The 20,577-nt window shown below is 72.4% G+C and carries 16 protein-coding genes; 7 read left to right on the forward strand and 9 right to left on the reverse strand.

Annotated features, from left to right (window positions below; all coding sequences use genetic code 11):
* Positions 1-152 precede the first annotated feature (152 nt).
* Positions 153-326 carry a hypothetical protein gene (locus tag AB0B83_RS13700; RefSeq protein ID WP_357578443.1) on the forward strand — a complete coding sequence of 58 codons (174 nt, stop codon included), beginning with the start codon at positions 153-155 and terminating at the stop codon, positions 324-326.
* Positions 327-451: 125 nt separating this feature from the next.
* Here the strand turns inward: AB0B83_RS13700 and AB0B83_RS13705 are convergent, their stop codons facing one another.
* Positions 452-628 (reverse strand): hypothetical protein, encoded by a 177-nt coding sequence (locus AB0B83_RS13705; protein ID WP_357578444.1) that lies wholly within the window; start codon positions 626-628, stop codon positions 452-454.
* A 9-nt stretch (positions 629-637) separates the two neighbouring features.
* Between AB0B83_RS13705 and AB0B83_RS13710 the strand changes: the two genes are divergently transcribed.
* The 3 genes from AB0B83_RS13710 to AB0B83_RS13720 all read left to right on the forward strand — a co-directional run bounded on the left by AB0B83_RS13710 (position 638) and on the right by AB0B83_RS13720 (position 4,636).
* Positions 638-1,138, forward strand: a complete 501-nt coding sequence (locus AB0B83_RS13710; RefSeq protein ID WP_357578445.1) for an HAD family phosphatase — start codon at positions 638-640, stop codon at positions 1,136-1,138.
* 345 nt (positions 1,139-1,483) lie between these two features.
* Entirely contained in the window at positions 1,484-3,163 is a 1,680-nt protein-coding gene (locus AB0B83_RS13715) for a cellulose-binding protein (RefSeq protein WP_357578446.1), read from the forward strand.
* Between the two features lie 240 nt (positions 3,164-3,403).
* Positions 3,404-4,636 (forward strand): serine protease, encoded by a 1,233-nt coding sequence (locus AB0B83_RS13720; protein ID WP_357578447.1) that lies wholly within the window; start codon positions 3,404-3,406, stop codon positions 4,634-4,636.
* A gap of 102 nt (positions 4,637-4,738) precedes the next feature.
* Here the strand turns inward: AB0B83_RS13720 and AB0B83_RS13725 are convergent, their stop codons facing one another.
* Entirely contained in the window at positions 4,739-6,607 is a 1,869-nt protein-coding gene (locus AB0B83_RS13725) for an ABC transporter ATP-binding protein (RefSeq protein ID WP_357578448.1), read from the reverse strand.
* Between the two features lie 254 nt (positions 6,608-6,861).
* Here AB0B83_RS13725 and AB0B83_RS13730 point away from each other — a divergent pair, with 254 nt between their 5' ends.
* Positions 6,862-7,302 carry a pyridoxamine 5'-phosphate oxidase family protein gene (locus tag AB0B83_RS13730; RefSeq protein ID WP_357578449.1) on the forward strand — a complete coding sequence of 147 codons (441 nt, stop codon included), beginning with the start codon at positions 6,862-6,864 and terminating at the stop codon, positions 7,300-7,302.
* Here the strand turns inward: AB0B83_RS13730 and AB0B83_RS13735 are convergent.
* Positions 7,274-7,924: a DUF2306 domain-containing protein gene (locus AB0B83_RS13735; RefSeq protein ID WP_357578450.1), complete on the reverse strand. Its 651-nt coding sequence runs from the start codon at positions 7,922-7,924 to the stop codon at positions 7,274-7,276. The two genes, AB0B83_RS13730 and AB0B83_RS13735, sit on opposite strands and share 29 nt — an antisense overlap.
* Positions 7,925-8,483: 559 nt before the next feature.
* On the opposite strand from AB0B83_RS13735, the gene AB0B83_RS13740 reads away from it, so the two are divergent.
* Both AB0B83_RS13740 and AB0B83_RS13745 read left to right on the forward strand, forming a co-directional pair.
* Positions 8,484-9,251: an RNA pseudouridine synthase gene (locus tag AB0B83_RS13740; RefSeq protein ID WP_357578451.1), complete on the forward strand. Its 768-nt coding sequence runs from the start codon at positions 8,484-8,486 to the stop codon at positions 9,249-9,251.
* Between the two features lie 231 nt (positions 9,252-9,482).
* On the forward strand, positions 9,483-10,433 hold the full coding sequence (locus AB0B83_RS13745) for an alpha/beta fold hydrolase (protein ID WP_357578452.1): 951 nt from the start codon (positions 9,483-9,485) through the stop codon (positions 10,431-10,433).
* Here the strand turns inward: AB0B83_RS13745 and fxsT are convergent.
* From fxsT to AB0B83_RS13775, 6 genes are all read right to left on the reverse strand, one after another.
* Positions 10,427-14,338 (reverse strand): FxSxx-COOH system tetratricopeptide repeat protein, encoded by a 3,912-nt coding sequence (fxsT, locus tag AB0B83_RS13750; protein ID WP_357578453.1) that lies wholly within the window; start codon positions 14,336-14,338, stop codon positions 10,427-10,429. The two genes, AB0B83_RS13745 and fxsT, sit on opposite strands and share 7 nt — an antisense overlap.
* Positions 14,335-15,546, reverse strand: coding sequence for a TIR-like protein FxsC (locus AB0B83_RS13755; protein WP_357578454.1), 1,212 nt, complete (start codon positions 15,544-15,546; stop codon positions 14,335-14,337). Before AB0B83_RS13755 ends, fxsT begins: the two co-directional genes overlap by 4 nt.
* A complete protein-coding gene (locus tag AB0B83_RS13760) occupies positions 15,533-16,210 on the reverse strand; it encodes a TIR-like protein FxsC (RefSeq protein WP_357578455.1) in 678 nt (225 codons plus the stop codon). The genes AB0B83_RS13755 and AB0B83_RS13760 overlap by 14 nt, the downstream gene beginning before the upstream one ends.
* Before the next feature lie 77 nt (positions 16,211-16,287).
* A complete protein-coding gene (locus AB0B83_RS13765; RefSeq protein ID WP_357578456.1) occupies positions 16,288-17,091 on the reverse strand; it encodes an AAC(3) family N-acetyltransferase in 804 nt (267 codons plus the stop codon).
* The gene (locus tag AB0B83_RS13770) at positions 17,082-19,355 is read right to left on the reverse strand and encodes an FxsB family cyclophane-forming radical SAM/SPASM peptide maturase (protein WP_357578469.1); all 2,274 of its coding nucleotides are present in this window, start codon (positions 19,353-19,355) and stop codon (positions 17,082-17,084) included. The genes AB0B83_RS13765 and AB0B83_RS13770 overlap by 10 nt, the downstream gene beginning before the upstream one ends.
* 306 nt (positions 19,356-19,661) lie before the next feature.
* Positions 19,662-20,564: a DUF4231 domain-containing protein gene (locus AB0B83_RS13775; protein ID WP_357578457.1), complete on the reverse strand. Its 903-nt coding sequence runs from the start codon at positions 20,562-20,564 to the stop codon at positions 19,662-19,664.
* Positions 20,565-20,577 lie beyond the last annotated feature (13 nt).

Consider the following 20,577-nt stretch of genomic DNA (forward strand, 5'->3'; position numbering starts at 1 on the left):
GTGGCGGTAGGAAGCAGGGCAGCCCCGGCGGGTCTCGGGCGGCCTACCCGGCGGCCCTCGTCGTAGGCCGTCGTTCTTCAGCGGTTGGCCCGTGCCGCGTACGCGATGGCGGCCGACGGGCGGTGAGTGCCGTCGGGACTGATACTTGGTCGATGACCAACCCTGATCTCGACCCGGAGCTGTATCCGCCGCTCGATCCTCGGGAGCCCGTGCCCGACGACGCGGCGCAACTGCTTCCCGACACGCCCGACGAGCTGCCGGAAGCACCCGTCGAACCGCTTCCGGACGACGGTGACCAGGCCGGCGGGGTCCGCGAACCGGCCTGATCGGCCACGCGGGCCGGAGGTCACCGGGCCGGGGACACTCCACCGCTTCGGACCCGATACCGCTCGGACGAACGCTGCGGATCGGTGACGGTGACGCCGGTGGCCGTGGCGAGCCGCGTCCGGCACTACATCCAGATGTACTCCTCAGCGATGGCCCCGTCCCGCCACTTCGCCACCGTCACCATCCGGCTGCCGTCCTCGAACTCGCCCACCACGCAGGTCCACTCCCCCGATCCGAAACCGATGGGGTGCGACTTGATCTGCGGCGGCTCACCACCGTTCTGCTCGGTGAACGCCACCATCGCGTCGATGTGCTCCTGGACGCCCCGGGTCTGCGGCTGTCCTCCCGGGCATGTCGGCACGCCGAACTCGGCACCACCTTCGACGATGACCGAACCACCGCGCTGATCGCCGCGGACGTCGCCAGTTGGGCCAGCGTCGACACCGACATGATCCGGCTGATCGAGCGGGCCGCCGCCGCAGGCGTACGCCTGGCCCTGCTGTCCAACATCCCCGAGGAACTCGCCAGCCACTACGAACATCACCACGCCCAGTGGCTGCGGCACTTCGAACTCGTCGCGTTCTCCTCCCGCATCGGTCACGCCAAACCGGAGCCCGCGGCCTTCCTCTGGTGCTGCGACAGGCTCGGTGTGCCACCCGGCAGCGTGCTCTTCGTCGACGACACCACCGTCAACATTCACGCCGCCGAACGCCTCGGCATGCACACCCACCAGTTCACCGAGCCTGCCGGGACGGCCCAGGCGATCAGCCGGGTGCAAACAGGGTGGCCGAGGTCCGACGCCAGGCTCTAGCAGGCCGGACGATGCTGGGCTGGTGTGCGGTTCGAAGACTGTGGGCGCAGGCTGCCGCGTCGCCTCGGCCGGTGGCGGCGATGGCGGGTAGGTGACCCTTCAGCAGGTGGGGCTCGGCCAGGTCCCATCGGCGAGCGCGGGCCGCTGCCCGGCCGGCGCAGGCGTTGCCGTATGCAACAAACCTGCACGTCTCCGCACTTGCTTCGCGGGCAAGCGCTTTCCTAGCCTGTGTTTCATCGATGTTTCGATCCCTGACCGGGCTGAGGGTACGGACACGAAGCCGCATGCGGTGTCGGGCTGTGCAGGTAGTGCCCCGCACCGTGCTCACTCCTGAGGAGTCCAACAGTGCGAAACACAGTGCGACACAAGCTTCTTGCCGGCGGCACCGCCGTGGCTGCCGCAGCCGCGCTCGCCGCGGCGCTGCCGATGACCCAGGCGTCTGGTGCGGCTGGCGGCCCCAGTCCCGCATCGGTCGGCGTCAACGCGACAAACCTCAGCCTCGGAGCCGGCTCCGACGGCTCCAGCAAGGCCAGCGGCACCAGCTACGGCAACGTGCTCGACGGCAACATGAGCACCTACTGGTCGCCGACCGGCTCGACCGGCCGCATCTCGATCAAGTGGGACACCGCCACCACGGTGGCCTCGATCAACATCCGGGAGGCGGCCGGCGCCGTCGGGGTCATCGGCTCCTGGCGGGTCGTCAACAACGACACCGGCGCCACCCTGGCCAGCGGCAACGGGGCCGGGGTCATCAACTTCGCCGCCACGTCGCTGCGCAAGATCAACTTCGAGATCACCGGCTCGACCGGTACGCCGAGGGTCGCCGAGTTCGAGACGTACGCCTCGGGCGGGACCACCCCGCCGCCGACGACTCCGCCGCCGACCACGCCGCCGCCCACCACCCCGCCGCCGACCACGCCCCCGCCGACCACGCCACCGCCGTCGAGCGGCACGCTGTACGTGGCGCCGACCGGCACCGACAGTGCGTCCGGCACGCAGGCGAACCCGACGACGCTCACCTCCGCGATCACCCGGATCGCCGCCGGCGGCACGATCTACCTGCGCGGCGGCACCTACCGCTACTCGCAGACCATCACCATCGGCCAGGGCAACAACGGCACGTCGAGCGCGCGCAAGAACATCTTCGCCTACCCGGGCGAGACCCCGATCCTGAACTTCTCGGCCCAGAGCGAGGACCCGGCGAACCGTGGCCTCGCGGTGGGCGGGTCGTACTGGCACATCCGCGGCATCGTCGTCGAGCGGGCCGGGGACAACGGCATCCTGCTCGCCGGGAACAACAACATCATCGAGCGTACGGTGACCCGCCACAACCGGGACTCGGGGCTCCAGCTCTCGCGGCTGGTGGCCAACGCGCCCCGTGACCAGTGGCCGTCCAACAACCTCGTGGTCAGCACCGTGTCGCACGACAACGTCGACTCCGACGGTGAGGACGCCGACGGTTTCGCCCCGAAGCTCACCGTCGGCCCCGGCAACGTCTTCCGCTACACGGTGGCCCACAACAACATCGACGACGGCTACGACCTCTACACGAAGAGCGACACCGGGGCCATCGGCGCGGTGACCATCGAGTCCTCCCTCGCCTACGACAACGGCACCCTCAGCAATGGCGGCCAGGCCGGGGCCGGCGACCGCAACGGCTACAAGCTCGGTGGCGAGGACATCGGGGTGAACCACATCGTCCGGGGCAACATCGCCTACGACAACGGCAAGCACGGCTTCACCTACAACCGCAATCTGGGCAGCATGCAGGTGTCGAACAACGCCAGCATCGGCAACGCCGAGCGCAACTTCACCTTCGACGGCGGCTCCTCGGTGTTCCGGAACAACACCTCGTGCGACGGTGGCTCGAACGACAAGATCATCGGCAACTCCGACAGCTCGAACCAGTTCTGGTCCGGCACCAACGGATCCCGGTGCGCCCAGTACTCCGGCGCCCTGGGCTGGTCCTTCGCGTCCGACGGTCGACTCGTGGTGACCTTCGGCGGCAGGGTCGTCACGCCCTGACGAACGGTACGACGCCGGCGTCACCGCAGCGGTGACGCCGGCGTTCCGTCCGGTGCGGCCCGGCCGTGGCCGGGCTCGACCGGGGGAGTGTGTCGTGCGGGTGGTCCCCGCCAGGAACCCGCCAGCGCGACCGACGCCACCGCGCCGGTAGGTAGACATCGGTATGTTTACATGCCTCCATCGGTTCGTGTATGAAGGCTGCAAGCACGTCTGGGTGCTGGTTCCTCGGGAGGAGCGACGATGAAACATGCCATGCGCCGCCTACGAACGGCGGCGGTCGCGCTGGGCGCCTGCACACTCGGCCTGAGTCTGATGTCGGCACCCGCCGCTGAGGCGTACTCGGTGCAACCTCTCGCGCCGCAATCCGAACGGGCGCCCGAATCGGAGCAGTTCTCGGCGGAGGGCGTCACCACGGTCGGTGAACTCCGTACCGTCACCGGCACGCTCTCCTCCGCCGGCGACGCCCGGACGCAGGTCATCCGGCACCCCGGCGCGTCGTACGTCAAGGTGCACTTCAGCGCGCTGCGACTGGCCCACGGCGACTACGTCACCGTGGCGAGCCCCGACGGCCGGGAGAGCTACCGGTACGACCGCTACCTGAACCGGGCGACCGGCGCGGACTACACCACCGACGGACAGCCGGGCTTCTGGGCGATGTCGGTGGAGGGTGACACCGCGGTGGTGACGATGCACAGCAGCCGCGCCTCCCGTGGCAACGTCGCGACCATCGACCGGTTCTGGCGCGGCTACGACCGCGCGGAGATCGCGCAGCACAACTTCTCCACGCAGTCCGTCTGCAGCACCGACGCCCGCCGCGACGTGGTCTGCTACCAGAACAGCCACCCCACCGAGTACGCCCGCGGCAGGGCCGTGGCGCGGCTGCTGATCAGCGGCGGCGGGATGTGCACCACCTGGCGGGTCGGCAACACCAACCGCATGCTGACCAACAAGCACTGCTTCTCCACGCAGGCCGCCGTCACCGGCAGCGAGATGCAGTTCAACTACCAGTGCGCCACCTGCGGCGGCTCGAACCCCGGCGCCGGCACCAAGGTGAGCGGGGCGACCCTCTACAAGGTGAGCAGCGGCGGCTCCAGCGAGCTGGACTACGCCCTGTACTCGGTGAACAACTTCACCAGCATCCAGAGCTTCGGCACGCTGTACCTGGCGACGACCGCCACCACCACCGGCACGCGGATGTACATCCCGGGGCACGGTGACGGCAGCCCGAAGCGACTGTCGATCTTCGAGGACACCCAGAACGGTGCGAACTGCACCGTGAAGAACGCGAACTACAACGCCTCGAACATCAGCTACAGCTGCGACACCTCCGGCGGCAACTCGGGCTCGCCGGTGCTGAACTCCAGCCACCGGGTGATCGCCCTGCACCACCTCGGCGGCTGCCCGTCGAACCAGGGCGCGAAGGCGCACCTGATCTACAACCAGATCGCCAGCCTGATCGACAACAACGGCTGACGACGACTGACGGCGGGCCGTCGGGGCGCGACACGCACCCCGGCGGCCCGTCCGCACGCTCGCTCATCCCCCGGCACGCGCCGCGCGACCAGGGTGGACACGTCAGGCCGGCACCGGTTGATCGAACTGGGTGCGGTACAGCTCGGCGTACCGGCCGCCCCGGGCCAGCAGGTCGGGGTGCCGGCCGCGTTCCACGATCCGGCCCTGTTCGAGCACCAGGATCTGGTCGGCGGAGCGGATCGTGGAGAGCCGGTGCGCGATGACCACGCTGGTCCGCCCGGTCAACGCCTCACCCAGCGCCGCCTGCACCGCCGCCTCGGACGTCGAGTCGAGGTGTGCGGTGGCCTCGTCGAGGATCACCACGCGCGGGCGGGAGAGCAGCAGCCGGGCGATGGTGAGCCGTTGACGTTCGCCGCCGGAGAGGCGGTACCCCCGCTCGCCCACGACCGTCTCCAGGCCGTCCGGCAGCGAGCGGATCAGATCGGCCAGCCGCGCGCGACGCAGCACGTCCCACAGGTCGTCCTCGTTGGCGTCCGGTCGGGCGTAGAGCAGGTTGGCGCGGATCGTGTCGTGCAGCAGGTGACCGTCCTGGGTGACCACCCCGAGGGCGTCCCGGACCGAGTCGCCGGTCAGGTCGCGGACGTCGCGCCCGGCGAGCCGGACGGCGCCGTCCTCCACGTCGTACAGGCGCGGCAGCAGTTGCGCGATTGTGGACTTGCCCGCGCCCGACGAGCCGACCAGGGCGACCATCTGTCCGGGCTCGGCGCGGAACGAGATCCCGTGCAGCACCTCCTCGCCGCCGCGGGTGTCGAGCTTCGCCACGTCCTCCAGCGAGGCCAGGGAGACCTTCTCCGCCGACGGGTACCCGAAGCGGACGTCGTCGAACTCCACCGCCACCGGCCCGTCGGGCAGCGGCCGGGCGTCCGGCTTGTCCTCGATCATCGGCTTGAGGTCCAGGATCTCGAAGACCCGCTCGAAGCTGACCAGCGCGCTCATGATCTCCACCCGCGTGCTGGCGAGCGAGGTCAGTGGCGCGTACAGGCGCGACAGCAGCAGGGCGAGCGCGACGACCGCGCCGGCGTCGAGCTGCCCGCCGATGGCGTACACGCCGCCCAGGCCGTACACCAGGGCCAGCGCGAGGGAACCGACCACCGTGAGGGCCGTGATGAAGACGGTCTGCAACATGGCGGTACGCACGCCGATGTCGCGCACGCGCCGCGCGCGGGCGGCGAACTCGGCGGACTCCTCCGCCGGCCGCCCGTAGAGCTTCACCAGGGTGGCGCCGGGCGCCGAGAACTTCTCGGTCATCCGGATGCTCATCGCCGCGTTCAGGTCGGCCGCCTCCCGTTCGAGCCGGGCGAGCTTCCGGCCCATCCGCCGCGCGGGCAGCACGAAGATCGGCAGCAGCACCAGCGCCAGCAGGGTGATCTGCCAGGAGAAGGTCAGCATCACCGCGAGCGTCAGCAGCAGCGTCACGGCGTTGCCGACCACGCCCGAGAGCGTGTCGCTGAACGCCTGCTGCGCCCCGATCACGTCGTTGTTGAGGCGCGAGACCAGGGCGCCGGTGCGGGTCCGGGTGAAGAACGCGACGGGCATCCGCTGCACGTGGTCGAAGACGGCGGTCCGCAGGTCGAGGATCAGGCCCTCGCCGATCCGCGCCGACTGGTAGCGGGTGAGCAGCCCCAGCCCGGCCTCGGCGAGCGCGATCAGGGCGATCGCCACAGCCAGCCGCACCACCGTCGCCGTGTCGGTGCCGGAGACGATCGCGTCGACCACCCGCCCGGCCAGCACCGGTGCGGCGACGGTCAGCACCGCGGCCACGACGCTGCCCGCCAGGAACCACGCGAGCAGGCGGCGGTGCGGGCGGGCGAAGCCGCCGATCCGCCTCAGGGTCGCCTTGGAGAAGGGCCGCTGGTCACGCTGATGCATCGCGTGGTGCAGGGACATCCACGCGGTGACTTCCATGCTCATGCCGCGAACCTAGGACCTGCAGCGCGGTTGAGGTCAAGCGAATTCGTCCCCTGTGGAATGCGGGAGCGCGGGGGCGGTCGGAGGGGCGCGTCCCTCCGACACTCCGTGGCGGCGGTATCCGTCCGCTCGCGGACGCCGCCACACTGAGATACTCTCCGTGCTGCTTCAGTCACGATGTCGTCGTTCGAAGGGGAACCATGGTGAACCGTGAGCCGGTCGCGGAACCGTCCTTTGCCAGCGAAGACTCCAAGCCGATGCCCTGGTCGCAGGCGCGTGAGCGGCTGACGGAGGCGGGAGAGTTCTTCCTGTGCACGGTCCGGCCGGACGGCCGGCCGCACGCCGTGCCGCTGCTGGCCATGTGGCTCGACCAGAACATGTACTTCTGCTCCAGCGAGGCCGCCCACAAGGTCGACAACCTGGCCACCAACCCGCACTGCGTCCTCACCGTCGCCGGTTCGGAGCTGGACCTCTCGATCGAGGGCACGGCATCCCGGGTCAGCGACTCGGCGACACTCAAGCGCGTCGCCGAGGCGTACGGGGAGAAGTACGGCTGGGAGGTGACCCCGGTCGACGGTGGGATCGACGGCGACGGGATCGGTCCGTCGCCGTACCTCGTCTACGAGGTGACCCCGGCCAAGGTCATCGGCATGGACAAGGGTTCCGGCTTCAGCGCGACCCGGTGGCGGTTCGACTGAGCGCGCCGGCCGGGGGTGTCAGCTGAGCGCCGAGGCGGGCCGGGCGGGGGGTGCGGTGCAGCCACCAGTAGGCGATGGCGAGGTTCACCAGCACGCTGAGCCACCCGCCCGCCTCGGCGGCGACGATCGGGTTCATGGACAGCCCGGTCAGCGCGCTGAACAGGAAGATCACCCGTCCCCACATGGTCTGCAGGGCGAAGGCGAAGCTGTAGACCATCCACTTCCGGTGCTCGGCGTAGCGGCGCTGACGGGCCGCGCGGAACCCGAGCACGGTCGTGACGATCCATCCCACGGAGGCCAGCGCGCTGCCGAGCAGCCCGTTCGGCGCCGCGGCGAACGGCATGAGGACGAGCGCGAGCAGCGCGGACGGGATGGCGCCGGCGAAGACGTACAGCCGCCCGCTGAGCCGGTGCACCCTCGGGTACCGCAGGCGCAGCCACGGCCAGGCCTGGAGGGACAACGTCACAAGCGCGATGGTGCCGAAGAGGATGTGCACCACCAGGACGGCGTAGTGCGACGCGAAGCCGTCGTTCAGCACCACCCGTGACTGGCTCGGGTCGAGACCGAGGTACGGCGGCAGGACGAACAGCAGGAAGGCCCCGTTCAGCGCGACCAGTGGCACGATCCACGGTCGTCTCCACCATGACACGGACGATCGCCGGGCACCTGCCCTGCGCGCCGGCGGTCGGGACTGTTCGGCCTGCTGCGTCGGGCTGCCGGCCTCCTCCACGTACTGGGTCACGGTTGGATTCCTCCCAGGTCCGGACCGCGCTCTCCGCGCGGGTCTGCCTCGACCCCCCATGTGCCGTTTTCACGGTAGAGTCCGACAACCCGTCATATTTCTTTCAGAATGCTGGCCTCGCCATTGGCCCGCTCCGTGCGGCGACGTACGGAGATGGTGTGGTCGACCCGGATGTGGTGATCCCACGGTGCGCCGGCACGCGGCTCGTGGTCGGTCGTCCGCACGGGCCGAGGTGCCGGCGCGACGCCCCCGGGGCGCGGGCGCGACGCCCCCGGGGCGCGACGTCGCTCGACGTCGGGGCGGGCGGTCGCCGGGTTGGTATCCTTCGCCGTGCCGGCCCACCTGGCCCGGCTCGACCCCGCTCCGCGCGTCACCGATGTCCCGGGGCCGGCCGTCGGCGACACCGAGCAGCTCAGCACAGTCGAGAGCCGAGGCGATGATGACCACCTTCAGTTGGTCGGAACTTCGGCGCGATCCCATCCACGAGGACGACCACCTGCTCGTGCTCGACAAGCCGCCGGGCATCTCCGTGATGGGCGAGCGGCACGCCGAGTCCCTGACCGACCTGGCCGCCGCCGCCGGGGAGCCGGTGCACTGGGTGCACCGCATCGACAAGGTCACCTCGGGGCTGCTGCTGCTCGCCAGGACGCCGTCGGCGCACGCCTCGCTGACCCGGCAGTTCGCCAACCGGGGCGCCGACAAGCGCTATCTGGCCTGGGTCGAGGGGGCGCGGCTGCCCGAGACCGGCACCATCGACCTGCCGCTGCGGCCGGGCCGCAAGGGCACCATCCGGATCGCGGGCGAGCGCGACGCCATCCGCTACGACGCCGACCGCCGCCGCTTCGCGCTGCCGGAGTCGGCCGTCGACCGGTCCAAGCCCTCCTACGAGTCCCGTACCGACTTCGCCACCGCGTTGGTCAGCGGCGACCGTACGCTGCTGGTGCTCAAGCCGGTCACCGGCCGGCGTCACCAGATCCGCGTCCACCTGGCGTGGCTCGGCTTCCCGATCGTCGGCGACCCGCTGTTCCACCGCGGGCTGGCGGACCAACGGACGTACCTGCACTCGTGGGGCTGCGAGATCACCTGCGACTGGCGCGACGAGCCGCGCACCCGGTTCTGGGCCGCGCCCGGCGAGGAGTTCCTCGACGTTTTCGCCGACGGCCGGAAGCCCCGGCTCGACGACGCCCTCGACGCGCTGACCGCCTGACCGTCCGACCCCCGCCACCGCGTGCCCGGTGGAAGCGGCCGCCGGAAGTTCCAGCGGCGGCAGACCGTAGGTGTCGTTTCCGACAGATCCGGCCCCTTGTTCCCGCTCGGCATAGCGGCGCAGCGGGCCCGACCATTAGGCTCGATTGTTGAGTGGAGCCGTCCGACATCGTCTCTACTCGATGCCGGGTTGCGAGTATTGGCTGGTTGCGGCACCGAAGGGCAGGACGGAGTGACCCGAGACGGCGAGCCAGGGGCCGACTTCGCCGAACGCGAGGACAGCAGACGCGTGGCGTACGAGGTGACCGGCGCGCCCGACGGCTTCCCCGTCTTCCTGCTCCACGGCACGCCCGGCAGCCGCCGTGGCCCGAAGCCTCGCGGCATCGTCCTCTACCGCATGGGTGTCCGGCTGATCGCCTACGACCGGCCCGGCTACGGCGACTCCGACCGACGGGAGAACCGCGACGTCGCCGACGCCGCCCGCGACGTCGAGGCGATCGCCGACCACCTGGGCGTGCGGGAGTTCGCGGTCGTCGGACGCTCCGGCGGCGGCCCGCACGCCCTCGCCTGCGCGGCCGATGCCCGCCTGCGCGGCAGGGTGACCCGGGTGGCGGTGCTGGTAAGTCTCGCCCCGTGGAACGCCATCGAGTTGGACTGGGTCGGCGGCATGAACACCGGCAACGTGCGCGGGTTCGGCGCCGGCAGCCCCGACACCGCCGCCGTGGTGGAGGAGATCCGCCAGCGTGCCGAGCGGGCCGCCGCGGACCCACGGCTGCTCCTCGCGGACCTGAGGACGGAGATGAGCGCGGCGGACCGGCGGGCGGTCAACGATCCGGCGCTGCGCCGGCTCATCACCGACACCTACGCGGAGGCGCTCCGCTCCGGGCCGTACGGGTGGATCGACGACGTGCTGGCGTTCCGCCGCCCCTGGGCCTTCGACCTGCGGGCGATCGACACCGCGGCGACGCCGGTCCGGCTGTGGCACGGCGCCGACGACAACTTCGCCCCGGTCAGCCACGGCCGCTGGCTGGCCGCGCAGATACCCGGCGCCGAGATGGAGGTCCGGCCCGGGGCGGCGCACTTCGACGCGGTCGAGGAGCTGCCGCGCATCCTGCGCTGGCTCGTCGACCCCGACCCCGCGCTGAGCGCCGACCTGCTGATCGGCGCGCGGCCCGGTCAGTAGGGGTGCGGGTCGAGCACCCGCCGCACGTACCGCCCGTCGCGGAGCACCACGACACTGGGGTGGTGCTGCCCGACCCGGTTGGCGAGCCGGTCGGCGATCCGCATCCGCCCGATGCTCACCCGGCCGCCGGACAACGCCTGGTTGACGGTCTCCAGGTTGCCCCGGGCCCGCAACGTGTCGGGGTGCTCGGGCCCGAGCACCTCCGCGAGCTGCTCCACCACGGCCAGCAGCCGGTCGCGTCCCCGCTCCGGCTCCCCGGTGAGGATGGTGAAGACCGCGAGGTTGTTGGCCGCCGCCATGGTGAACGGGTGCCGGTCGCCGAGTGCGGCGAGCATCGCCGCCGCGGCCGCCTCGGTGATCGACAGGCTGGTGCCCGTGTCGCCGGCGTCCCACTGGGCCACGCCCAGGTTGACCCGGCAGACCAGCGAGTACGGGTGGTCGGCGCCGAACGCCTGGACGAACTGCTGCTCCACCTCGACCAGCTCCGCCAGGGCCTGCGCGTTCTGCCCCTGCAACATCAGGTTGGCCGTGCGGCTGAGCCGGCTGAACAGGGTGTCCGGGCTGGTCGGCCCGAGGGTGGCCAGCAGCCGCTGGTAGGTCTCGTCGAGCAACTGGGCCGCCTCGGCGATCTCCCCGGTGCTGCGCAACGACACGGCGAGGTTGGCCTGCGCGGTGAGCAGGTCACGGGACTGCTCGCCGAAGAGGTTCCGGTAGCCGGTCACCACCTCCCGTAGCAGCGCCACGGAACCCTCGTAGTCGCCGGTCTCCCGCAGGTCGCGGGCGAGGTTGTTGGCCGACACCAGGGTGTTCGGGTGCTCCGGCCCGAGAACGACCCGCTGTCGCCGGTTGGTCGCCTGGTCACCCTCGAGCGCCCGGTCGAACATGCCCATCAGCCGGTACGACACGGCCAGGTTGTTCGCCGCGGTCAGGGTCCGCCGGTGATCCTCGCCGAAGACCTCGACCGAAGCGGCGTACGTCCGCGAGCTGCGCTCCAGGGCCTCCCGGTAGCGGCCCAGGGTGCGCAGGTCCGCCCCGTAACCACCGGCGGTCATCAGCGTGTGCGGGTGGCTGTCGCCGATCAGCTCCTCCTGCTGGTGCAGGGTGTCCTCGTCCAGCCGGAGGGCCTCGTCGAACCGCCCGAGGCTGCGCAGCACGTTCGCCCAGTTGAACCGGAGGTGCAGCAGTTGGACGCGCAGCTTGCGGTGCTCCGTCCCGTCCGGCGGCAACTCCGCCAGCAGCGCCGACCACACGGCCTCGGTCTCCCGCGCGTACCGCTCGCCCTGCTCGTACCCGCCGCTGACGTAGATGTAGCGGACCCGGTCGATGACCAGTTGCCGGACGTCGTCGTCCCGGCAGGAGATCGCGTCGGAGCCGTCGAGGTGCGGCCAGAGCATCCGGAACCGTTGCCGGTTCGCCGGGTCCTCCACCTCACCCGGCGGTCGCGACCCGGCGAGGATCTGGTGCACCTCGTGCTTGGCCGTGACCAACTCGTCGTCGGTCATCCGGGCGCGCAGCGCGGTCTGCAACAGCCGGTGCACCTGCACGCGGTGGGCGTGCGGGTCCAGCTTGATGAGCGCGAGCTTGTTCATCCGCTGCACCAGCGTCGCCGCGATGTCACGCTCGGAGACCCGGTCGGCGACCCGCGCGGCGACGACCGGGTCGTGCGGGGCGATGACCCGCGCCACCCGGTCGCTGTAGAGCAGGTCGAGGGAGATCTCCGGGGCGAGCACCGACGCGAGTTGGAGGAGCCGGTACGCCCCCGGGGAACCCTCCCTCAGCCGCTGGAGCGGGAGGTCCCAGACCTCCGTCTCCAGGCCGGTGCGGCGCAGCCCGGCCAGGTAGTCCTCGACCGGTGTGCGGGTGTCGGCCAACCACGCCCCGACCGTCGCGACGAAGATCGGCACGTTCTCCACGGCGTCAGCGACCCGCTCGGCCTCGGCGACGCTCATCAGGTGCTCGCCGAGGCGGGCGCGCAGGTGCGCCACGCTCTCCGCCCGCGCGAACTCGTCGACGTCCACCGCCCGCGCCAGGTCACCCCAGTCCGGGTTGCGGGTGGTGACCAGCACGTGTCCGTTGCCCTGCGGCAGGTAGGGCCGGACGTCCTCGTACTGGTCGGCGTTGTCGAAGATCAGCAGCCAGTGCGGCGGCGGGCTGCCGTCGGGGCGGCGCTCGGTCTGACCCAGCCGTTGCCGCAGGGCGCGGTTGGTCTCCGGGATCGTCGCCTGGCTCGGCAGGCCCAGCTCGTCGCTGAGCTCCGTCATGAGCACGTCGACGAACTGCGGCGGGTCGGCGGCGACCCACCAGATGATGTCGTACGCGCCCCGGAACCGGTGGGCGTACTCGATGGCGAGCTGCGTCTTGCCGAGACCGGGACCGCCCCGCAGGGCGACCGGGGTGCCGCTGCCGCCCGACGCCCTCAGCTCCTCACGGAGCCGGCGCAGCAGGTCCTCGCGCCCGGTGAAGCGGGCGTTGCGGGCCGGCGCGTTGAAGACCGTCGCGCGCACCCCGGGGAAGCGGGCTGGGCGCAGGCCGGCCGCGCCCACCGTGCGTCCCACCAGCTTCAGCAGGTGGGTCGCCGCGTCCTCGGCGGTGAGGTCGTGCACGGCCGTCCAACTGCCAACCGGGACGTCCGGCACGGGCGGGGTGTCGTCGACGTGCACGGTCAGCCAGCTCGGCGCGGCCCGGTCGCCAGCGGTGCCGGAGCGGGCACGCCAGGCCGCCAGGTAGGCGCGGGAGAGCAGCCGGACCTCGCGGAAGGCCGAGCCCGTCTGCTCGGGTGCCGGCCCGTCCAGGGCAGCGGTGACCACCCGTAGGTCCGCGGAATTCAGCACGGCCTGCGCCCACTCCGCCCACACCTGGTCCTCGGGCACGTGCCGCAGCAGGATCAGCTCGTCCACGACCGTCGGCTTGCGTTCGAAGCGCTGCACCGTCCGGCGGCGCAGCTGGTCGTCCATCCGGGGCAGGCCGGTGATCCTGCCGTTGGTGATGTGGCTGGTCAACGTCTCGTACGCGGACAGCAGGGTGGTGCGCCCGCCCGGCTCGTCGCCGAAGGTCGCCAGCGTCTCCTCGTAGGCGTAGTACGCGCGGTAGGGCACCTCGACGGTGAGCCAGTAGGCCTGCCGCTCGCTGTCGGTCATGCCGCCCGGCAGGCCGGCGAACTTCTGCATGGCCAGCGACCGCCCGGCGTCCCGCTTGCCCTTCTCCCCGTCGTCGACACGCATCGGCACGGGCAGCACCCGCCGCGCCCGACGCCCCTCGTAGTCGCGGACGCGGGCGGCCACCGCCGCGGCGCCGTCGATGCCCTGGTCGCTGAGGGTGAAGCAGTCGACCAGCACGTCGGGCAGGTGGATGGTGCAGATCTCGGCGACGTCGCTGATCCCGGTGCGGCTGTCGATCAGGGCGTAGTCGTAGTGCCGCTTCATGTCCTCGCGCAGCGCGTCGAAGAACTGCGCGCCGCCGAGCCGGTTGTAGAAGTTGTCCCAGTTCAGGCCGGTCACGCTGGTCGCGTAGTCGGGATTGTGTCGGCCGGCCAGGAGCAGGTCGAGGCTGCCGCCGCCGGGGAACTCCCAGCTCACCGAGAACGCGTACCGGTGGACGCGCGCGTACTCCCGGTGCCAGTCGCCGGGCCGGGGGTCGGCGCCGGTCTCCTCGCGCCGGCGGGCGTTCTCCCACTCGTAGTCCAGGATCAGGTCCATGACGCCGCCGGTGGTGGCGACCTGCTCCGGGTCGAGGAACGGGGCGTAGAACCGGTGCAGGCCGGGAGACTCCAGGTCCCAGTCGGCGACGAGCACCCGCTGACCGTTCGCGGCGAGGATCCAGGCGGTGTTGGCCAGCGCCATCGTGCGGCCCGTACCGCCCTTGTAGGAGTAGAAGGTGATGACCTGCCCTTCGCGCGATGGCGTCATCGCTCGTCCTTCCCTCGCGTCGTGTCGAACGGCCGCACCGGCGGCAGGCTCGCGCCGGACCCGGGCGGCCCGTCGAAGGGCCGCGCCGGGCGCAGGCTCGGTCTCGGGGTGACCGGGCCGTCCGGCGGGTCGACCGGACCGTACCGGAGGAACTGCTTGCGGGCCTCGGTCACCAGCAGCGGGGTGCAGCGCTCGAACTCGTCGATCGCGCGTACCGGCATGACCCGGGGGAACCCGGCGGCCTGCAACGCTTCGGAAACCGACTCGGGTGCCGTCGCGCCACGCTCGTGACCGGCGGCGATGACCAGCGGGACGACCCAGCGGGGCAGGTCGTCCAGCGCCGAACTGATGGCGGCGGCACCGGTCGCGGCGTCCACCAGCACGACGGTGGGGCTCCGCGGCGCCAGGGCCCGGGCCGCCGCCAGGTCGACGACCCGGGTGGGCAGGCCGAGCCGCTCGGCGGTCGCGGCGACGTGGTCGGCCACGGCCAGCTCGTGCTGCCCCGCGTAGGGCCGCCACCGTGCGTGGTCGGTGAGGGTGGTGACCACCAGCGCCGGGCCGACGCTGTCAGGCACCGGGTGGCTGGACAGCGCCGTCGCCCGGGACCGGGCCAGCGGCTGCGTCTCGGTCACCGTGACGATCTGCTTCGCCAGCGCCTCGAGGACCCTCCGGTAGAGGTCGTGGTAGGCGCTGAGCTTGCAGAGGGCGCGCAGGCCGTTCTCGGCGTAGTCGGCCCGGTCGCCGGCGTCCGGAACCAGGTCGAGGGCCCGGGTCGTCTCCGGCCGCTCGCCCCAGGACGGCAGCGGCAGCCACAGCACCGGCACCAGGTGCCGTTCGGCCTGCGCCGGGGTGAGCCGGGTGAGTCGGCTGCGAAACGACTCGCGTTCGCCCAGCGCCCACGCGTTGCGGAAGTAGTTCGGTGAGTGCAGCGGCACGAAGACGTGCGCGAGGCTGAGCGCGTCGGTGAGCGTCTGCCTGAGGTCGGCTCCCGGGTTGACCTGGCCGTCGAAGAAGCCGGCGTCGAGGTCGCCGCTCCTCGTGGCAGCGTGCCGGACGGCGGTGGCCAGGTCGTTGAAGAACCGGTTGACCCAGTAGTCGGTGTCCGGCCGGACACCGGCCGACAGCGGCACCGAGTGGGCGTAGCTCAGGAAGAAGTAGGTCTCCCGGCGGGATGCGCCCCGGGGCGGAACGGGGTCAGACCACGTCATGTCCGCCCTCCTCGAACGTGGTGCGCAACTGCCGCACGTCGGTCGGGACCTGTGCCTGCACCCAGTGCGTCCGATAGGCCCGGGCGACCCGCTGCGCCAGCCGCCAGACCACCGCGTCGTAGGCGGCCTTGCCGGTGTCGCCGAGGCTCAGTAGACCGTAGATGCCCTCTTCGTGGTATTGCGGAGCGATCTCCGGGGGCAGCCGGGTGGGGGTGAACATCTGCCTCCGCGACACGGCCGCCGGCAGCCGGCGACGCTCCACCAGGGACCAGTTGATCGGGATGACCGGCGTCTCCCCCGCCGACGGCTCGGCACCCGGCCGGGTCAGTATCGGCCGGCGGGTGAACGCGTCCCACTCGCGGGCACACCAGTCGCTGTTGAGGTAGTGAGTGGAGATCAACGGGATGAAGACCTGGCAGTGCCCCGCGGCGAAGGCCAGGTCGTCGGTCCATACCTGCCCGCCGTCGAGCATCCGGTCCATGAATCCGGCCGTGCGCCCCGGGCCGAGGCCGAGCAGCTCGACGACATGGTCGGAGAGGTCGACGAAGAGCTGGAAGACCTTCTGGTTGGTGTCCCGGGGCGCCGCGACCTGGTTCTTCTTGTGGGCGTAGCTGAGAAAGAACACGGGGGCGCTCTCGTCCTCCCAGAACGTGCCCTCTGTCAACTGAGGCTCCCGACCGGTGCGGCGACTCCCGACCGTCCACAGTATCGACCGTGGCCAACGCTCCGCTGCCCCGCTCGTCACCGCCGGTGCTCATCCATCCACCCCCGGGCGAAGTCGACGGCCACCCGGAGACCCACGAGCCGGGCGTCGGCGCCGCCGACCCGCCCGGTACGCACCGGCTCGGCGTCCGTCAGGGCCCGGCCGATCAGCGGGAAGTCGGAGTCGTGCAGGTCCGGGGCCCGGAAGTCGCGCCGGACCCGCCGCCCGGCGGCGTCGCGCACGTAGCACCGGTACGCCCGGTCGGCCGGCGGCCGGCGCAGCCGGTACTCGGCCAGGTGGAACGCCGTGCAGACCGACCAGTCGACGCCGAGCAGCAGCACCACGGCGTCGGCGGCGTGGAGCGCGCCGAGGGGCGAGCGCTCGCCGAGGTGGCAGTCGAGGTCGTGGACGGCGGTCAGCCGGGCCGCGTCGGGGCCGAGGGCGGCGAAGGAGGTCTGCGGGTGGCGGCTCCGGGACGCCCCCGGCTGCCGGCGTACGTGCTCGGCGAAGATCCCCATGCCCTCGGCGGGGCTGCGCTCCGGGTCGAACGGCACGATGGCCGCCTCCGCCGCCGCGATCCCGGCGGCGCCCATGCCGGCGGTCGCCGCCCGGAACGCCCGCGAGGTGGTGGAGTTGCCGGCTGTCTGCGCCGGTACGACCACCGTGCCCGACCCGCCCAGCACGTCCCGCAGGGCGGCCAGCAGCGTGGCGGGGCCGCCCGCCACCCGGCCGACGCGGGACAGGGCGCAGTGCACCAGCACGGTGGACCCCGGCCGCAGTCCCAGCGCGCGCAGGTCCGCCGTCAGCGTGGCCCGCCGGAGCGGGCCGGCGGTCACGGCCATGTGTCCACCGTGGCGCGCATCCCTCCGACGAACCGCTCGCCGGCGGCGGTCAGGACGCCGAGGTCGAGCAGGGCGTCGACGGCCCCGTCGGTCCAGTCCCGGTAGCGGCGGAAGTGGCCCCCGGCGGCTGGCCCGGGGCGGTGGCGCCACACGTCGGCGACCGCCAGATGGGCGTAGACGCCGTGCAGCACGCCCTCCACCGGGCGCGGGTCGTTCCGCCACGGCACGCGCAGCGTCCGGGTGTCGTCGCGGTCGAACAGGTCGCAGACGTCCAGCACCGCGCTGAGCTTGAGGTGCTGCACCTCGTGCACCAGCAGCACGGCGAGGGTGGCGTCGTCGGGTACGGCCGTGACGGCCACCGCGCCGAAGGCGGCGCCGGCGGCGGCGCTGCGGAACCGGCCGGTCGGCTCCGCGCGCAGCGGCACGACGGCCCGCAGCAGGGTGCGTACGCCTGCCGCGTAGCTGGTGGCCTCGGCGTCGATCCGCCGCACCGCCCCCTCCAGCCGCCGCGTCCACCCCAGCGCGGCGGCGCCGGACAGCCGCGGCTCGACCGGCAGGTCGTAGCCGTCCCGGTGCGGATCGGTGTCCTCCAACAGCAGCCGGTTCCCGCCCAGCCGGACGGCACGCAGCGGCAGCCAGCCGTCCGGTCCGTCCTCCCGGGCCGGGTCGCCGTCGTGGCCCGGGAGGACGGCGATCCGCCGGCCGACGAGCCGGACGTCGCCGTCGTCGACGACGAGCCTGACGACGCCCCGCTCGGCACCGACCGCGAGCGCGCCGAGCGTCGGCAGGCTGACCACCCCGTCGCGCACCGGGACGGGCAGGTCGGCCCGGACCCCGGCGCGGACGGCGGCGGCCGCCGCCACGCAGGCCAGGTAGGACAACTCGGCCGTCCCGTCCCGGCAGCGCCGGGCCCAGCGGCGCACGAAGGGGTGGGCCAGCACGGCGCGGACGGCGTCGGGGTGCGCGTCGTCCAGGTGGACCAGCAGCCGCCACCCGTCGGCCGCCACCGGGTCGCCCGCGGCCCGCTCGCTGAGCGCGACCAGCAGGGCGCGCACCAGCGCCAGGTGGACGGCGGCGAGCTGCGCGGCCGAGCCCGCCGTGCCCGCGCCGGTCGCCAGGTCGTCAAGGACGCGCGGGTGGAGCGAGTCGGTGGGCCGGGCGGGTTCGTCGGCGACCGGCGCCGCCGTCACCACCCGGACGAGTTCCAGCAGGTCGGGGCAGTAGACGGACGGGTTGTCGAAGCCATTCCCGGCGCGGTACCGGTGGGCGTAGAGCCCGCCGCCGCAGTGCCCGACCACCGGGCACGCGCGGCAGGTCGCGCAGAGACCGTCGAGACCGGTCTGCCGTACGGCGATCGCCGGGTGGGCCGCGGCGTCGTCCACCCGGTGGCGGAAGACGTCCAGGCCGGTGGCCGCGGCGCCGTCGAAGGCGGACTTGAGCGAGTCGACCTGCTCGAAGGTGCCGTCGGTCTCGACGACGACCAGGTCGGCCGGGCCGAGCCCGACCGCCTCGCTGCGGCTGCCGTGCCCGGACGCGGTGGAGAGCAGGGACTCCAGCAGGCGGATCGGCACCGGACGCCCGTCGGCCAGCCAGCGCCGGTGGACGGCCAGCAGCCAGTCGGCGTACGGGGTGGCGAGGCCGCCGGGCCGGGCGGGCGGGTTGTCCCAGTTGGCGTGCGGCAGCAGGAAGTCGACGTGCGGCGGCTCCTCGGCCAGCAGCGCCTCGTACACCCGGATCGGGTCGTTGACGAGGTCGACGGTGCAGAGGATGCCCGCGTAGCTGCTGCGGTACGCGGGGCTGCGCAGCAGCGACAGCGCCCGCAGCACCTGGCGGTGGCTGCTCGACCCGTTGGCGTGGCGGCGGTGCCGGTCGTTGGCGGCCCGGTCGCCGTCGAGCGAGATCCCCACCTTCACGTCGTGGGCGACCAGCACGTCGCAGGTCGCCGGGGTGAGCAGCACCCCGTTGGTCTGCATCCGCAGGTCGAGCCGGGCCACCGGGCCGATGACGCGCCGCAGGGTGGCGGCGGTGGAGTCGAGCCGGGCGGCACCGGCGAGCAGGGGCTCACCGCCGTGCAGGACCACCCGTACGACGCCGAGCCGGTGCGCCGCCGCGTGCTCCGCGATCCGCTCCGCGACGGCCGTCACCGTGGCGGGAGCCATCACCCGGGGCTGGCGCCGCCAGGACTGGTCGGGGTGCTCGTAGACGTAGCAGTGGTCGCAGGCGAGGTCGCAGCGGCTGACCAGCTTCAGCACGTACTGCGTCAGCGGGGCGACGTGCCCGGTCGGCTGCCCGTCCGGCTCAGATCGCAGAGCTGAACGCTGCGACGTCGACACGCGCCGGGCGATCCTCCCTCCGGCCGGCCACGCGCGTGACGGACCGGGCCCGGTCGAGGGAGATCCGGCCGAGCGGGGTACGCCGGAGGTCGTCCAGTGGCGGCGCGGTCGGATCGGGCTGGCGTGCGGTGCGATCCACGTCGGTTCCCCCATTTGGAGTCGGGAGTGGACGGACGACCGCCCACGACGACGGTCAACGACGACTATCGACGATGCTATATGGCACAACCTGTGATGTCACGGCTGCGCAGCGCCATCCTGCTCGATCATCTTCGCCATCCAGCCCTCGTTGGACAGCGACACGATGCGCTCCGCCTCGGCGACGAACGCGTCGTCGTCGGCCCAGCCCAGCCCGGCCTCGCGGGCCGTGCGCAGCCGGGTCAGCTGGTCGGCGGTGCGGGCGTACTCGATCTGGTGGTGCTCGTACTGCTGGGCTGAGCCGTAGCCGACCAGCGCCGTGGTCACGGCCGCCGCGACACCGATCCAGGCGGTGAGGCCGAGGTTGTCGCCGAGCACCCCGACCGTCGCGGAGACCAGGGCGGCGGCGATCGTGAGCCCCGTCGCCGCGTACCGGACCCGCCGCGCGGCGCGGGCCATCCGGCGGGCCGCCGGCAGGTAGTAGCCGTCGACCTGTCGCTGCAACCGCTCCGTCACGTACGTGGCCACGTCCGAGACGGCTGGCAGCGGACGGTCGGCCGGCGGCGCGTCCAGGGTGCGGCCGACCAGGTCGCCGGCGTCGTCCATGAGCGCGTCGAAGCGGCCGAGCAGGACGGCGTCCCGGTCCGCGCCGCCGAACGGGGCGACCCCGGCGAGGTAGCGGTAGGTGTCCGCCTTCAGCGCCTCGGAGACCGAACGGAGCCGGGTCCACGCGTGCACCGCCTCCCGGGAGGACCACCGGGCCGCCAGCGGCACCACGAGCAGCGCCGCCGCCGCGACGATCGCGAGCGCCCGCCCCACACCGGGGTGGGCGTGCCCGAGCTGGTTGGCGAGGGTGCCGCACACGGCGGCCCCCACGGTGAGCGCGGCGATGGTCAATCGCGCACGGGTGATCGCACGCTTGGCCTCGCCGGACGCCCGTGACCAGGCAGCCTGCCGCTGCCAGATCGTCGCGACCGCTGCCGGGACATCGAAGTTCGCCACGATCCGATGGTAG

The sequence above is a fragment of the Micromonospora sp. NPDC049060 genome, assembly GCF_040649055.1.
In the GTDB taxonomy this organism is placed as follows: Bacteria; Actinomycetota; Actinomycetes; order Mycobacteriales; family Micromonosporaceae; genus Micromonospora; species Micromonospora reichwaldensis.

Coding starts and splice junctions, on each gene's coding strand:
- AB0B83_RS13755 (WP_357578454.1), bottom strand. CDS start 15,546: ATGACGTGGTCTGACCCCGTTCCGCCCCGGGGCGCATCCCGCCGGGAG.
- AB0B83_RS13700 (WP_357578443.1), top strand. CDS start 153: ATGACCAACCCTGATCTCGACCCGGAGCTGTATCCGCCGCTCGATCCT.
- AB0B83_RS13765 (WP_357578456.1), bottom strand. CDS start 17,091: ATGGCCGTGACCGCCGGCCCGCTCCGGCGGGCCACGCTGACGGCGGAC.
- AB0B83_RS13705 (WP_357578444.1), bottom strand. CDS start 628: ATGGTGGCGTTCACCGAGCAGAACGGTGGTGAGCCGCCGCAGATCAAG.
- AB0B83_RS13725 (WP_357578448.1), bottom strand. CDS start 6,607: ATGAGCATGGAAGTCACCGCGTGGATGTCCCTGCACCACGCGATGCAT.
- AB0B83_RS13720 (WP_357578447.1), top strand. CDS start 3,404: ATGAAACATGCCATGCGCCGCCTACGAACGGCGGCGGTCGCGCTGGGC.
- fxsT (WP_357578453.1), bottom strand. CDS start 14,338: ATGACGCCATCGCGCGAAGGGCAGGTCATCACCTTCTACTCCTACAAG.
- AB0B83_RS13730 (WP_357578449.1), top strand. CDS start 6,862: ATGCCCTGGTCGCAGGCGCGTGAGCGGCTGACGGAGGCGGGAGAGTTC.
- AB0B83_RS13740 (WP_357578451.1), top strand. CDS start 8,484: ATGACCACCTTCAGTTGGTCGGAACTTCGGCGCGATCCCATCCACGAG.